This window comes from Isoptericola variabilis, from assembly GCF_050311655.1.
GTDB classification, from domain to species: Bacteria; Actinomycetota; Actinomycetes; order Actinomycetales; family Cellulomonadaceae; genus Isoptericola; species Isoptericola variabilis.
Genome location: NZ_JBNOZM010000007.1, coordinates 167,582 through 181,681 on the forward strand (window position 1 = coordinate 167,582; position 14,100 = coordinate 181,681).

Below are 14,100 nucleotides of genomic sequence, written 5' to 3' on the forward strand. Positions count from 1 at the left end.
ACACCCACCGTTCATCCACAGGTCGCCCCACCCCTCTTCCGCCCGCGCCGCCGGCTCCCTACCGTGACGTCATGACCGCTCACCGCACGCTCGCCCGACACCGTGCCGTCCACCGCCCGACGGTCGCCCTCGCCGCCGCGCTGTCCCTCGGCGCGGGCCTCGCCGTGGCGCCGCTCGCCGCGAGCGCGCACGAGGGGCACCACGAGGAGCACGGGAGCCACGGGCATCCCCACGACCGCTCGCTGCGCGTGGCGACGTACAACCTGTCGCTGAACCGCGCGGCGGAGGGCGAACTGCAGGCGGACCTGGCCACGGGCGACGACCCGCAGGCGCGCACGGTGGCGGAGGTGATCCAGCGCGCGGACCCGGACGTCGTCCTGCTCAACGAGTTCGACCACGACGCCGCCCACGCGAGCGTGGACCTGTTCCGCGAGCACTACCTCGAGGTGTCGCAGGGCGGCGCCGAGCCGGTGCGCTACCGCTACGCGTACACCGCGCCGTCGAACACGGGGGTGCCCAGCGGCCTCGACCTCGACAACAGCGGCAGCGTGGGCGGCGGCAACGACGCCTTCGGGTTCGGCGAGTTCGAGGGGCAGTACGGCATGGTCGTGCTGTCCAAGTACCCGATCGACACGCGGAACGTGCGCACGTTCCAGCGCTTCCTGTGGAAGGACATGCCGGGCGCGCTGCTGCCCGACGACCCGGCCACCCCGGAGCCCGCCGACTGGTACTCCCCCGAGGAGCTCGACGTCGTGCGGCTGTCCAGCAAGTCGCACTGGGACGTGCCGGTGCGCGTGGGCCGCGAGACCGTGCACGTGCTGGCCGCGCACCCCACGCCGCCGACGTTCGACGGCCCGGAGGACCGCAACGGCCGGCGCAACCACGACGAGATCCGGTTCTGGGCCGACTACGTGACGCCCGGGACGACCTCGCGATACGTCTACGACGACCAGGGTCGGCGCGGCGGACTGAAGCCGGGCGAACGGTTCGTGATCCTCGGCGACCAGAACGCCGACCCGCTCGACGGCGACTCCGTGGACGCGGCGATCGACCAGCTCCTCGACCACCCGCGGATCACGGACCCGCGGCCGACGTCGGACGGCGCCGTCGAGGCGGCGGCCGTGCAGGGCGGCGCGAACGCGACGCACCGGGGCGACCCTGCCCTCGACACGGCGGACTTCGCGGACACCGCGCCGGGCAACCTGCGGGCCGACTACGTGCTGCCGTCGAAGGGCCTGCGCGTGCGCGACGCGGGCGTGTTCTGGCCGACGCAGGCCGACCCGCTGTCGCGGCTCACCGGCACCTACCCGTTCCCGTCCAGCGACCACCGGCTGGTCTGGGTGGACCTGCGCGTGGGCTGAGCCCCACGCCCGTCCGCGCGGGAAGGTGCCCGGGGAATCACCCGGGCTCCGGCCCCGGGTCACTGGCGAGCGCCCCGGGGCGGTCGCACGCTCGAAGGTGCTGTGCCGTTCACCGGGCACTCACCGTCGAGCCCCAGGAGATCCCATGAGACGCGCCCTCACCGCGGCCGCCGCGGCAGCCACAGCGCTGCTGCTTGCCGCCACGCCCGCCGCCGCGCACGGCGGCAAGCCCTCGCCGAAGCCCCCGACCGTCACCGACATCGCCGACGGACTGGTGACCCCGCTCAGCGCCGCCGTCGGCGCCAAGGGCACCTCGTACGTCACCCAGAACTTCGCCGGCCTGCTCACCGAGGTGGACAAGCACGGCGACACCACCGTCCTGTACGGCTCCGCGAACGGCGAGGAGGTGGGCGGCGTCTCCTACCGCGACCGCCGCCTCACGTTCACCGAGACCCTCATCGACGAGGAGACGGGGCCGGTGGCGTCGAGCATCAAGACGCTGCGCCTCGACAAGAAGGGCAACCCGACCGGGGAGGTGCGCACGCTCGCCGACGTCCGCGCGTTCGAGGACGCGAACAACCCGGACGGCGACGTCACCTACGGGTTCCGCGACGTCGACCAGGCCTGCCTGGACCAGGCACCGCCGGACGGCATCCCCGTCCGCTACCAGGGCATCCAGGACTCGCACCCGTACGCGACCACCCAGGCCCGGGGCAGGACCTTCGTCGCCGACGCCGGGATGAACGCGGTCCTGTCCGTCAGCGACCGCGGCCGCGTGCGCACCGTGGCGGTGCTGCCCGCGCAGCCGGCCGTCGTCACGGCGGACGCCGCGGCGATGTTCGGACTGCCGGACTGCGTCGTCGGCGAAACGTACTGGTTCGAGCCGGTGCCCACGGACGTCGAGGTCGGCCCGTGGGGCCAGCTCTACGTGTCGACGCTGCCCGGCGGCCCCGAGGACGACAGCCTCGGCGCGCGCGGCGCGGTCTACCGGGTGAACCCGTGGTCCGGGTCGGTGCGGAAGGTCGCGTCCGGATTCCTGGGGTCCACGAACCTCGCCGTCTCCCCGAGCGGGGACGTCTACGTGGCCGAGCTGTTCGGCGGCAGGATCACGCAGGTGACGCACCGCGGCCACCGCACCGTCGTCGAGACGCCCCTGCCCGGCGCGGTCGAGTGGTCCCACGGTGACCTGCTGGCCACCACGAATGTGCTGCCCGGCGAGGGCGCGCCGCCCGACGGCCACCTCGTGCGCGTCGACCTCTCCCGGTCGCACGGGCACGGCCACGGCCGCTGACCGCGGTCCTGCCCGCCGATCGAGCCTGCCGAGGCACCCCGGCCCGGGGCCTCGGCAGGCTCGGTCTCACCCGACGGGCACGGCGCTCGCCGGCGCGACCCGCCGCGCGGCGTCCCACACGCGGATGTCGTCGTAGGGGACGCCGGACAGCTGCTCGACGACGTCGCGCGCGGCCGGCGTCGCGTCGCCGGGGTCGCCGCCCGCCCGCAGCCGGTCGAGCTCGTCGACGAGCTGCGCGTGGGTCTGCCGCGTGAGCCGGAAGGTGCGGGCGACCACCAGGGCGGCGCCGATGAGCACCGCGACGCCGAGGGAGAGGATCGCGACGATCATCGCCTGCGCGGCGGCGGGCTGCGCCGTCTGGCCGTCGACGTAGCCGGACGCCTCCAGGAGCACGCCGGCGAGCATCGTCGCGACGGCCACCGTCGACTTGCGGACGAACGTCATCACCGCCGCGAAGACGCCCGCCCGCTTCTTGCCCGTCACGACCTCGTCGATGTCCGGGACGAACGGGAACACGTTCCACGGCACGAACACGAACACGGCCCGGCCCACCTGGTAGAGCAGGCCGAGGGCCAGCAGCCAGACCAGCGGGTTCGCCGGGGAGAGCGTGGCGACCGCGTACCAGCCCAGGGACGTCGCGAGCACGACCGAGAAGCCGACGGTCCACAGCGACCGTGGGCTGATCCGGGTGATCAGCCAGCCGGCGAGCACCGTGACGAGGATGCCGACGAGGCTCATCGACTGGATCGTGCCCGCCGCGGCGGCGGTCAGCCCGACCACCGACACCACGTAGTACACGAACACCGTGCTCCACGTGTCCATGGCCGTGAAGGACAGCAGGTAGATCGCGAGGTGCTTGCGGAAGGTCTTGATCCGCAGCGTCGACAGGTACTGGCGCAGCACGCCGGTCAGGCTGATCGGCTCGCGCTCGGCGACTGGCACCTCGTCGCGGGAGACGAACGTCTCCCACGTCGTCCCCCAGCTGATGAGGATCGCCCCGACGAAGACGGCCGCGAAGATGATCCCGTTGACGAGGAACGGCGTCGGCGAGTCCTCGCCCAGCGCCTTGAACAGCTCGGCCGGGACGAAGGTCGCGAGGAACGTCGCGAGGCCGGAGATCACGAGGCGCGCCGTCGACATCTTGGTGCGCTCGTCGTAGTCCGTCGTCATCTCGTTCGGGAGCGTCTCCCAGGGGATGAGGACGAGGGCGAGGACCAGCTCGAACATCAGGTACACCGCGAGGTAGTACCAGTACCCCATGCCGGCCACCCACAGGAGCGCGAACGTCACCATGAGCGGCGCGCCCACCAGCATGAGCAGGTGCCGGCGGCCGAACCGCTGCCCCAGCCGCGTGCGGTACAGCTCGTCGGTGAGGTGCCCCAGGACGAGGCTCACGACGGCGTCCACGACCTTGGCGATCGCCAGGATCGACGCCGCCTGGACGGCGTTCAGCCCGCCGTACGTGGTGAGGAAGAACAGGAGCCAGGCGCCGATGATGGCGAGGGCTCCGCCGCCCATGAGGTCGGTCATCCCGAACGTGATCGCCCTGCCGACCCCGATCCTGCCGCGGGGGGTGTAGACCCGGCGGTGCCGGTGCTCGTCGTGCATGGTGGTGCCTCTCGGTTCTTGCGTCATTGCTCGAACCCGCCCCGCCGGTCGGGACCGTCGGTGGTCCCGACCGGCCGGGCGGCGTCGTCGGTCAGGGCGTCAGCACCCGGGCCTGCTGCTGGGCGAGCACGCTGAGCTCGGCGGCCTTGAAGGCGTGCTCCTGCGTCATCGCGTTCTCGGTGCGCTCCAGGCAGTCGAGGATGAGCTGCCCGAAGTAGGGGAACCCGACCTGGCCCTCGGCGTTCAGGTGCTGCTCTCCCTCGCCGTTCACGAGGAACACGTGCCCGCCGCGCCGCTCGGTGGCGATGTTCACGTACTTGCGCAGCTCGATGTACCCCTCGGTGCCGAGGATGATCGTGCGGCCGTCGCCCCAGGTGCTCAGGCCGTCCGGCGTGAACCAGTCGACGCGCACGTACCCGGTGGCACCGTTGTCCATGACGATGCCGGCCTCGCCGAAGTCGTCCAGCTCCGGGTGGTCCGGGTGGTGGTAGTTCGCGATGGCGGCGTGGCTGATCTCCGCGTCCTTCGCGCCCGCGTAGTGCAGCATCTGGTCGAAGTTGTGGCTCCCGATGTCGCACAGGATGCCGCCGTACTTCTCCTTCTCGAAGAACCAGTCCGGGCGGCCGGTGCCGAGGCGGTGCGGGCCGAGGCCCATCACCTGCAGCACACGGCCGATCGCCCCGCGGTCGACGAGCTGCTCAGCCAGCACGGCGGCCTCGACGTGGATCCGCTCGGAGTAGTAGACGGCGTACTTCTGCCCGGTGCGGGCCGTGGCCTCGCGGGCGGCGGCGAGCTGGTCGAGCGTCGTCAGCGGCGCCTTGTCCGTGAAGTAGTCCTTGCCGGCCTCCATGACCCGCAGGCCGAGCGGCGCCCGCTCGGACGTCACCGCGGCGCCCGCGACGAGGCGCACCTCGGCGTCGTCGAGGATCTCCGCCTCGCTCCGCGCGACCCGCACGTCGGGGAACTTGCTCCGCATCACCTCGACCTTCGCCGGGTCGGGGTCGTACACCCACTTCAGGGTGCCGCCGGCGCCCGCGAGGCCCTCGCACATGCCGAACACGTGGCCGTGGTCGAGGCTGGTCGCCGCGAACACGAACTCGCCCGGCTCGACGACGGGCGCGGGCACTGGCTCGGGCGCGTAGGCGGCGCCGCTCGCGGTGCTCGCCGCGCTGATCGGGGTGCTGATCGGGGTGCCCGCGCTCATGCCTTGCTCCTCTCGCACGAACGCTGCGGTGCCTCGCTCCGGCAGCCCTCGTTCCTCGTGCTCCCTCCGCGGGGGCTCCTCGCGCTCATGCCTTCGCCCCCACCGTGATCGCGCCCGGCAGCTCGCCCACCGACGCCGTCTTCTCGAAGAACCGCGGCGCCCGCTCGATGAGGGTGCCGGTGCGGTAGTACGGGTCGTCGGGCGAGAGCGGCAGGTCCACGGTGCGGCGCTCGATGCCCGCCTCGTAGATGGCGGTGACCAGCTCGATGGCGCGGCGGCCGTCCTCGCCGTCGACGGCGGGACGACGGCGCTCGCGCACGGCGTCGAGCACGTCGGCGATCTGCCCGGCGTGGCCGGTGTGCGCCAGCGGCCGGTGCGCCGCCGCGACGGCCTCGATCTGCGCGACCCGCTCCGTGTCGTCCTCGTCGGCGGGGAAGCCGTTCGGGTTGGCCAGGTTCGCCTCGACCTTCCACGGCTGCGAGACGCGCGCGTTCCGGCCCTGCACCACGATGGCCTGCTCCTCGCCGTGGCTCACCACGGAGGCGGTGACCTCGGCGAGCGCGCGGTCGTACTGCAGCACGCTCACGGACAGGTCCTCGACCTCGGCGTTCTCGTGCGCCGCGTTGGTCAGCACGGACGTCACGGCCTTCGGCGAGCCGAGCATCCACAGGGTCATGTCGAGGTGGTGGATGGCGTGGTTGAGCGTGCAGCCGCCGCCCTCGCGCTCCCAGGTGCCGCGCCACCACAGGTCGTAGTACTCGGTGCCGCGCCACCAGGCGGAGCTGACCTGGGCGTGCGTGACCGGGCCGGCGAGGCCGGAGTCCAGCACCTCCTTGAGCGTCGCGATGTCGTCGCGGAAGCGGTTCTGCGCGACGACGGACAGCAGCCGCCCGTTGTCCTTCGCGGCGGCGATCATCGCGTCGCACTCCTCGAGCGACGGCGCCATGGGCTTCTCGACGAGCACGTCGACGCCGGCCTCCAGGGCCTGGATCGACAGGGCGGCGTGGGTGGACGGCGGCGTCGCGACGCTGACGAGATCAAGGCGCTCGGCGGCGAGCATCTCGGCCGCGTCGGTGTAGACGCGGGCGCCGTCGAGTCCGAGCTCGGCGCGCAGGGCCTCGGCCCGGCCGGGGGCGGGGTCGCACAGCGCGACGATCTCGCACTCCCCCGCGAAGCGCTGGTAGCCGTCGACGTGCGCCCGGGCGATCCCGCCCGTGCCGACGATCCCGATGGTGAGCATGGTTCCTCCGATGGAACGAGCTGGCTGGCGGTCCGGCATGATACGTATCATGCGACGGTGATCAGAGTGGCCGCCGTGCTGCGCGCCTGTCAAGGCGAGAGGTGAGGGAGGTCATACTGTGGCGGTGTCGAACCCACCCACCAGCCGCGACGTCGCGCGCCTCGCCGGGGTGTCGCAGGCGACCGTGTCCTACGCGCTCACCGGGCGCGGCACCATCTCCGCGGCCACCCGCGAGCGGGTGCTCCAGGTGGCCGAGTCCGTCGGCTACCGGCCCAACCTCGCCGCGCGGTCCATGCGCACGCGACGGTCCGGCCGGCTCGCCGTGGTGACCGGCGCGAGCCTCGACCACCAGGTCAGGCTGCTCACCGGCGCCGGGGAGGTGGCCGAGGAGGCGGGATACGTCATGGAGGCGCACACCGTCGACGGCACCGTCGAGGAGCGCACGGCCCGCGTCCGGGACCTCGCCGCGAGCGGCCAGTACGAGGGCGTGCTCACCCTCGTCCCCGTGCGGCCCGAGGCGCTCTCCGACCCCTCCGACCCCGCGACGCCCGCGGACGGCGGCGCCCCCGTCGTCGCCGAGGCCACGTTCGACGAGCAGATGCGCAGCCTCGGCAACCTCGCCGACGCCAGCGCCGTCGAGGTGCTGGTCAGGACCCTCGTGGCCGCCGGGTACCGCCGGTTCGTGCACGTCGCGGGCCCCGACCACTACGCGTCGGCCCGCGCCCGCCGCGACGTCTACCTGGCCTCCGTCGCCCGGGCCGCCGCCGACCCCGCCACGCCCGACGTCGTGTCCCTCGGCGTCGTCGGCGGCTCCTGGTCGGGCGACGACGCGCGGCGGGCCGTCGCCGAGATCCCCGCGGACGCGCCGCCCGTCGCCGTCGTCGCGGGGAACGACTACCTCGCCGCGGGCGTCGTGCGCGGTGCCGCCGAGCGAGGCTGGTCGGTGCCCGACGACCTCGTCGTCACCGGCTGGGACAACTTCGAGATGGGCGCGCTGATGATGCCGTCGCTCACCACCGTGGACGTCGACTTCCCCGAGGCGGGCCGCACCGCGATGCGCCGGCTCGTCGCGGCCGTCCGGGGCGAGCCCCGGCCCGACCCCGGCGCGCCGATCCACCACATCGTGTGGCGCGAGTCCACCGGCGGGATCACCGGGTCGGCCGACCCGCCTACCCTGGGCGCGTGACCGAGCCCCGCACCCTCCCCCCGTTCGCCTCCGACAACTACGCGCCCGCGCACCCGGACGTCCTGGCCGCGGTCGCCGCGGCGAACGACGGGTACGCCGTCGCGTACGGGGACGACCCGTGGACGGCGCGGCTGGACGCGCGCGTCCGCGAGGTGTTCGGCGCCGGCGCGCTCGCATTCCCCGTGCTCAACGGCACGGGAGCGAACGTCGTGTCGCTCACCGCGCTCTCGCCGCGCTGGGGCGGCGTCGTGGTGTCCGACGTCGCGCACGTCAACACCGACGAGAACGGCGCCCCCGAGCGGGTCGGCGGCCTCAAGCTGCTCGCCTGCCCGTCCGCGGACGGCCGGATCACGCCCGAGGACGTCCTGCGCTGGGCCGGGCAGCGCGACGACGTGCACCGCGCGCACCCGGCGGTGCTGTCCCTCACGCAGTCGACCGAGCTCGGCACGGTGTACCCGCTCGAGGAGCTGCGGGCGCTGGCGCACGTCGCGCACGGCCTGGGCATGGCCGTGCACGTGGACGGCTCGCGACTGGCCAACGCGGCGGCGACGCTGGGCTGCTCGCTGCGGGCGCTCACCACCGACGCCGGCGTCGACGTCGTCTCCCTCGGCGCCGCGAAGAACGGCGGCATGCTGGGCGAGGCCGTGCTGGTGCTCGGGCCCGACGACGCCCCGGATGCCGCGTCCGCCCGCGCGCGGGAGTCCGCGCAGGCCGCCGTGCCGTTCCTGCGGAAGGCGACGATGCAGCTCGCGTCCAAGACGCGGTTCGTCTCGGCGCAGCTCCTCGCCCTGCTCAGGGAGCCCGGCACCGCCGACGACGAGCCGCTGTGGCACCGCAACGCCGCGCACGCGAACGCGATGGCCGCCCGCCTGCGCGCGGGGCTCGAGGGGCTCGGCGGCGACGTCGTGCGCGTCACCCGGCCCACCGAGGCGAACGCCGTCTTCGCCACGCTCCCGCGCGCCGCCGCCGACCGGCTGCGCGCCGTCGCCCGCTTCTACGACTGGGCCGACGGCGAGGCGCCCGACCGCGTCGAGGTGCGGCTCATGTGCGCCTGGGACACCGCGCCGGAGACGGTCGACGCTTTCGTCGCCGCTGCCGCGGACGCCCTCGCGTGAGGTCGGTCATCCGGTGCTAGATCGGTCGGAATCCGGACCGAAGTCGCACCAGATGACCGATCTCAACGGAGCACGAGCGTCGGGGCCTCGAAGTCCTCCAGGTTCCGCAGCCGCCGCACAGGACTGAGCCCGACGATGACGGGCCCGAGCAGCAGCACGAACGCGGAGCCGAGCAGCACGGCCCGGCTGCCCACGTGCGCGGCGAGCACGCCGGCCGCGAGCGACCCGAGCGGGATCATGCTCCAGGAGACGAACCGCACGGTCGCCATCACCCGTGAGAGCAGCTCGGGCGGGCTGGCCACCTGCCGGTAGGTGCGCGTCACGACGCTCCCCGGCACCACCGACGCGCCGAACACCATCGTGCCGACGGCGAAGCACAGCCACCCGGCGGCGCCGGCGCCGAGCGGGATCAGCAGCGCGCCGGCGAACCCGACCAGCCCGTCGAGGAGCAGCACCCGCGCGGACCCGAAGCGCCGCACGAGCCACGGCGTGGCGGCCGCCGCGAGCAGGGACCCCACGCCGTCGGCGGCGAGCAGCACGCCCACCATGGCGGGCGGGGCGTCGAGGTCGCGCACCAGGTAGAGCGCGAACAGCCCGGCCTGCACGCCGCACAGGAGGTTGACGACGCACGCCCACCAGGTGGCGGGCGCGATCACCGGGTGCCGCACGACGAACCGCCAGCCCTCGGCGATCATCTGGCCCATGCCGGGCCGCCGCTCCCCGTCCCCGAGGGCGGGCTCGCGACGCTCGGGCAGCCGCCGCAGCAGCAGCGCCGACACGACGTACGACGCGGCGTCGACCAGCAGCGCGGGCACGGCCCCGACCGCCTGCACCAGGACGCCGGCGACCGACGGCCCGCCGAGCTGCGTGGCGGCCTGCGTGCCGGAGACGAGGCTGTTGCGGCTGGTCAGCTCGTGCTTCGGCACGACCGTCGGCAGGAAGGTGGTGTTGGCGGTGAAGAAGAACACCTCCGCCACGTTCACGGCGAGCGCCGCCAGCACGAGGTGGACCAGCGACAGCTCCCCGAGCCACCAGACCAGCGGGACGGCGAGGATCGCGGCGGCGCGCGCCAGGTCGGCCGCCACCTGCGTGGCGCGCAGCGGCAGGCGGTGCACGATCGCACCGGCGGGCAGGCCGAGCACCACCCAGGCGAGGTACGACGACGCGGCCAGCAGGCCCGTCTCGACCGGACCGGCGTCGAGCACGGTCACCGCCGCCAGCGGCAGCGCGACGGTCGTGACGGCGGTGCCGACGCCGCTCGTGGTGCTCGCGGCCCAGTAGGTCCAGAACGGCCGTGCACTCGTGGCCACCGGCCACCTCCTCGCTGATCGGACGCCTCGGTGACGGGCCGCCGGGAACAGGCGGCGTCGCGTCGTCGTTGGTAAGTTCCAAATTGGAACTTACACGACGGCGCGGGATGGACGCACACCCCGGCCCGGCGAGAGGATGGCCCCCATGCGCCGCGAGGACCTTGCCGACAGCGACTGCGGCATCGCGCAGTCCCTCGGCGTCGTCGGCGACTGGCAGAGCCTGCTGATCGTGCGCGAGGCGGCCGCCGGCGTCACCCGGTTCGAGGGCTTCGCCCGCGAGCTGGGGTTGTCGCGACGCGCGCTCACCGAGCGTCTCGCCGGCCTCGTCGAGCACGGCGTCCTGGAAAAAGTGCCCTACTCCGAGCGGCCGCCCCGCCACGACTACCGGCTCACCGCCCGCGGCGAGGGCCTGCTGCCCGTGCTGCTCGCCCTGCAGGAGTGGGGCACGCGGTTCGTCATGGGCGACGGCGCGGTGAGCGGCGCGCTGGGCGACGGCGACCTCGCGCGGGTCCGCGCGCTCGAGGGCACGCGGGTGCCCGACGTCGCGCTCACGGCGCACGACGGCTCCGCCGTGCGGCTCGCGGACCCCGACCGGTGGACCGCCCTGTTCTTCTTCCCCGGCGCCTACGCGCCGGGCACGGCCGGCTACCCGCCCCGCTGGGGAGAGGTGCCCGGCACGAGCGGGTGCACCCTCGAGTGCGTCACCTACGGCCGCCGGCACGGCGACCTGGCGGCCGCCGGCGCCCGGGTGCTCGGCGTGAGCACGCAGCACCCCGAGCAGCAGGCCGCGTTCGCGGCGCACGCCGACCTGCCCTACCTGCTCGCGTCGGACCAGGACGGGCTCGCCGCCTCCGCCCTGCGGCTGCCCGTGTTCCGCGCCGGCGGCTCCGACCGGCTCAAGCGCGTCACGCTCGTGGTGGACCCGGCCGGCGTCGTGCGGCACGTGCAGGCGCCGGTCACGGACCCGGCGCAGTCGGTCGACGACGTGCTCGCGCTCGTGCGCGAGCTCGCGGCCGAGGCACCGGCGGGGACGGCGGCGACGAGGGCCGGGCGTTAGGGTCGGAACGAACCGGAGCCGGCGGAAGGAACCCCCACGATGACCAGCCCGACCAGCCCCATCAGCGCCACCAGCACCTCGGGGCACCGCTACCCGCACGTCGCCGAGGCCTCCGTCCACGTGGCCCAGCCCCCGGAGCGCGTGTGGGCCGAGCTCATGCACCCCGGTGCCCGCTGGATGCTGGGCGCGAACATCGAGACGGACTTCCGCCCGGGCAGCCCGATCACCTTCGAGGGGCACTTCTTCGGCCGTCAGTTCGCCGACAAGGGGGTGGTGATCGCCGTCGAGCGGCCCCACCTGCTGCACTTCACCCACTTCTCGCCCCTGGCCGAGCTCACGGACGTGGAGGACAACTACCACGAAATTCGCATCACGCTCGAACCGGACGAGTCGGGTACGGTCGTGTCGGTGAGGCAGGAGAACATCGACACGGCCCAGCACGCGACGAACTCGCAGGCGCACTGGCAGGACGCGCTCGCGACCCTCGCCCACCGCGACGGTGCCCCTGCCCGGCACGCGTGACCCGGCGCCGGCCCGCCCGGGCCGCCGCCACCGCGCTCGCCGCGACGCTCGTCGTCGCCCCGCTCGCCGCGTGCTCCGGAACGGGCAGCGAGCCGTCGCCCGGGCCGGCGTCGCCCGCCGCGCAGGGCTCGCCGTCGCCGAACCCGTCGACGCCGGAGCCGAGCCCGACGGCGAGCGCCTCGCCGAGCGCCGCCCCCGCCCCGTCGCCGACCCCCACCCCCGAGCCCACCGGCAGCCCGGAACGCCCTGACGACGTCCTCGCGGGCTGGAGCCTCGAGCAGCGGGTAGGTCAGCTGCTCATGGTCGGGGTGTCGGTGAGCGACCCCGCCCCCGTGAGCGCGGACGCGATCCGCGACAAGCACGTGGGCAACGTGTTCCTGCACGGACGCAGCACGGCGGGCGTGGAGGCGACCCGCGCGCTGGTCGACGAGTACACCTCGCTGGTCTCCCGCCGCTCCACGCACGGGACGCCGCTGCTCGTGGCCACCGACCAGGAGGGCGGCCTGGTCCAGGTGCTGCGCGGCCCGGGCTTCTCCGACATCCCGAAGGCCACCGAGCAGGCCACGTGGAAACCCGCCACGCTGCGCGAGCGCGCGCAGGGCTGGGGCGACGAGCTCGCCGCCGCGGGCGTCAACCTCAACCTGGCGCCCGTGATGGACCTGGTCGACGAGGACGACGCCGCGGACAACCCGCCCATCGGCTACTTCGGCCGCAGCTACGGCTACACGCCGACGTCCGTGGTGCGCTCGGCGAACGCGTTCAGCGCGGGCCAGCGCGCGGCCGGCGTCGAGCCCGTGGTCAAGCACTTCCCCGGCCTCGGCCGCGTCACCGAGAACACCGACACCGAGGCCCGCGTGACCGACGACGTCACCACCCGCGACGGGGCGTCCGTGCGCGTCTTCGCCCGCGGGATCGACGCGGGCGCCCGCTACGTGATGATGTCGAGCGCCGTCTACGAGAAGATCGACCCCGACGCGCCCGCCGCGTTCTCCCCCGTCGTCGTGGAGGACGTCCTGCGCGGCGACCTCGGGTTCGACGGCGTCGTCATGACCGACGACGTGTCGGCGGCCGCCCAGGTGCAGGACCGGTCGCCCGGGGAGCGCGCCGTGGACGCCGTGGACGCCGGCGTCGACCTGGTGCTCGCGTCCGCCGACCCGTCCGTCGTGCCCGCGATGGCGGACGCGCTGGTCGCCCAGGCCCGCAAGGACCCGGCGTTCGCCGAGAAGGTCGACGCCTCCGCGCGGCGGGTGCTGGCCGCCAAGGCCGCGTCGGCCGGCTGACGCCCACCCCGCGTCGAGCTGGGGCGCGGTCCGCCGTCGGCGAACCTCGTTGACCGGGGCAGCCGCGCGGGTCTTGGCTGACGGCATGAGCACCTCGCCCTCGCTGGACCCGGAAGAGCTTCGTCAGGTCGCGTCGTCGTTCGGCGTCGACGCCGCCGCCTACGACCGCGCCCGCCCGCGCTACCCCGACGTGCTGATCGCGGCGCTCGCGGACGCCGCGCGCGACGGCGCCCCGGGCCCGACGCCGCGGGTGCTCGACGTCGGCGTGGGCACGGGGATCGTCGCCCGGCAGCTGCGCGCGGCGGGCTGCGACGTGCTCGGGGTGGACGTCGACGAGCGGATGGCGGAGGTCGCGCGGGGCGACGGTATCGACGTCGAGGTGGCGAGGTTCGAGGAGTGGGACCCGGCGGACCGGACGTTCGACGCGGTGACCGCCGGCCAGACGTGGCACTGGGTGGACCCGGACGCCGGCGCCGCCCGCGCCGCCGACGTCCTGCGCCCGGGCGGCGCGCTCACGGTGTTCTGGAACGCGGGCGACCCGCCGCCCGAGCTGGCCGCCGCGTTCGCCGAGGTCTACCGGGACGTGCTGCCCGGCTCGCCCCTCGCCGCCACGAGCACCGCGTCGGCCGAGACCGCCTACCGGCAGATGGTGGCGACGGCGGCCGACGGCATGCGTCGCACCGGCCGGTTCGCCGAGCCTCGCGAGCGTCGCGACACCTGGGAGCGCACCTACACGCGCGCCGAGTGGCTGGCCCTGGTGCCCACCACCGGCGTCGCCACGCGCCTCCCGGCCGCGCAGCTCGAGGCCCTCCTGGCGGGCCTCGGCGCCGCGATCGACGCCGCCGGCGGCAGCTTCGTGCAGCAGGGCTTCACGCTGTCGGTCGGGGCCGCCCGCGTCTGACGCCGGGCGGGGCCCGGCTCGGCGG

General features: G+C 74.4%; 12 protein-coding genes. 8 read left to right on the forward strand and 4 right to left on the reverse strand.

Features of this window, described 5'->3' with window-relative positions; translation table 11 throughout:
* Positions 1-71: 71 nt before the first annotated feature.
* Together ACQP60_RS16205 and ACQP60_RS16210 are read left to right on the forward strand one after the other, a co-directional pair.
* Positions 72-1,361, forward strand: coding sequence for an endonuclease/exonuclease/phosphatase family protein (locus tag ACQP60_RS16205; protein WP_429734678.1), 1,290 nt, complete (start codon positions 72-74; stop codon positions 1,359-1,361).
* Between the two features lie 145 nt (positions 1,362-1,506).
* A complete protein-coding gene (locus ACQP60_RS16210) occupies positions 1,507-2,652 on the forward strand; it encodes a ScyD/ScyE family protein (protein ID WP_429734680.1) in 1,146 nt (381 codons plus the stop codon).
* Positions 2,653-2,718: 66 nt separating this feature from the next.
* Here the strand turns inward: ACQP60_RS16210 and ACQP60_RS16215 are convergent, their stop codons facing one another.
* The 3 genes from ACQP60_RS16215 to ACQP60_RS16225 form a co-directional block, all read right to left on the reverse strand.
* Positions 2,719-4,260, reverse strand: a complete 1,542-nt coding sequence (locus tag ACQP60_RS16215; RefSeq protein ID WP_429734682.1) for an MFS transporter — start codon at positions 4,258-4,260, stop codon at positions 2,719-2,721.
* Positions 4,261-4,351: 91 nt separating this feature from the next.
* Positions 4,352-5,464 carry a Gfo/Idh/MocA family protein gene (locus tag ACQP60_RS16220; protein ID WP_429734684.1) on the reverse strand — a complete coding sequence of 371 codons (1,113 nt, stop codon included), beginning with the start codon at positions 5,462-5,464 and terminating at the stop codon, positions 4,352-4,354.
* A gap of 85 nt (positions 5,465-5,549) precedes the next feature.
* Positions 5,550-6,704, reverse strand: a complete 1,155-nt coding sequence (locus ACQP60_RS16225) for a Gfo/Idh/MocA family protein (protein ID WP_429734686.1) — start codon at positions 6,702-6,704, stop codon at positions 5,550-5,552.
* A 124-nt stretch (positions 6,705-6,828) separates the two neighbouring features.
* Between ACQP60_RS16225 and ACQP60_RS16230 the strand changes: the two genes are divergently transcribed.
* Both ACQP60_RS16230 and ACQP60_RS16235 read left to right on the forward strand, forming a co-directional pair.
* Complete coding sequence (locus tag ACQP60_RS16230) at positions 6,829-7,890, forward strand: LacI family DNA-binding transcriptional regulator (RefSeq protein ID WP_429734688.1); 1,062 nt, start codon at positions 6,829-6,831, stop codon at positions 7,888-7,890.
* Positions 7,887-9,005, forward strand: coding sequence for a threonine aldolase family protein (locus ACQP60_RS16235; RefSeq protein WP_429734690.1), 1,119 nt, complete (start codon positions 7,887-7,889; stop codon positions 9,003-9,005). The genes ACQP60_RS16230 and ACQP60_RS16235 overlap by 4 nt, the downstream gene beginning before the upstream one ends.
* 62 nt (positions 9,006-9,067) lie before the next feature.
* Here ACQP60_RS16235 and ACQP60_RS16240 read toward each other — a convergent pair whose 3' ends face one another.
* The gene (locus tag ACQP60_RS16240) at positions 9,068-10,315 is read right to left on the reverse strand and encodes an MFS transporter (RefSeq protein WP_429734692.1); all 1,248 of its coding nucleotides are present in this window, start codon (positions 10,313-10,315) and stop codon (positions 9,068-9,070) included.
* 145 nt (positions 10,316-10,460) lie between these two features.
* Here ACQP60_RS16240 and ACQP60_RS16245 point away from each other — a divergent pair, with 145 nt between their 5' ends.
* From ACQP60_RS16245 to ACQP60_RS16260, 4 genes are all read left to right on the forward strand, one after another.
* Entirely contained in the window at positions 10,461-11,372 is a 912-nt protein-coding gene (locus ACQP60_RS16245; protein WP_429734695.1) for a winged helix-turn-helix transcriptional regulator, read from the forward strand.
* A gap of 39 nt (positions 11,373-11,411) precedes the next feature.
* Positions 11,412-11,894 carry an SRPBCC family protein gene (locus ACQP60_RS16250; protein ID WP_429734698.1) on the forward strand — a complete coding sequence of 161 codons (483 nt, stop codon included), beginning with the start codon at positions 11,412-11,414 and terminating at the stop codon, positions 11,892-11,894.
* Positions 11,891-13,174 (forward strand): glycoside hydrolase family 3 N-terminal domain-containing protein, encoded by a 1,284-nt coding sequence (locus tag ACQP60_RS16255; RefSeq protein ID WP_429734702.1) that lies wholly within the window; start codon positions 11,891-11,893, stop codon positions 13,172-13,174. The genes ACQP60_RS16250 and ACQP60_RS16255 overlap by 4 nt, the downstream gene beginning before the upstream one ends.
* A gap of 85 nt (positions 13,175-13,259) precedes the next feature.
* A complete protein-coding gene (locus tag ACQP60_RS16260) occupies positions 13,260-14,075 on the forward strand; it encodes a class I SAM-dependent methyltransferase (RefSeq protein WP_429734704.1) in 816 nt (271 codons plus the stop codon).
* Positions 14,076-14,100 lie beyond the last annotated feature (25 nt).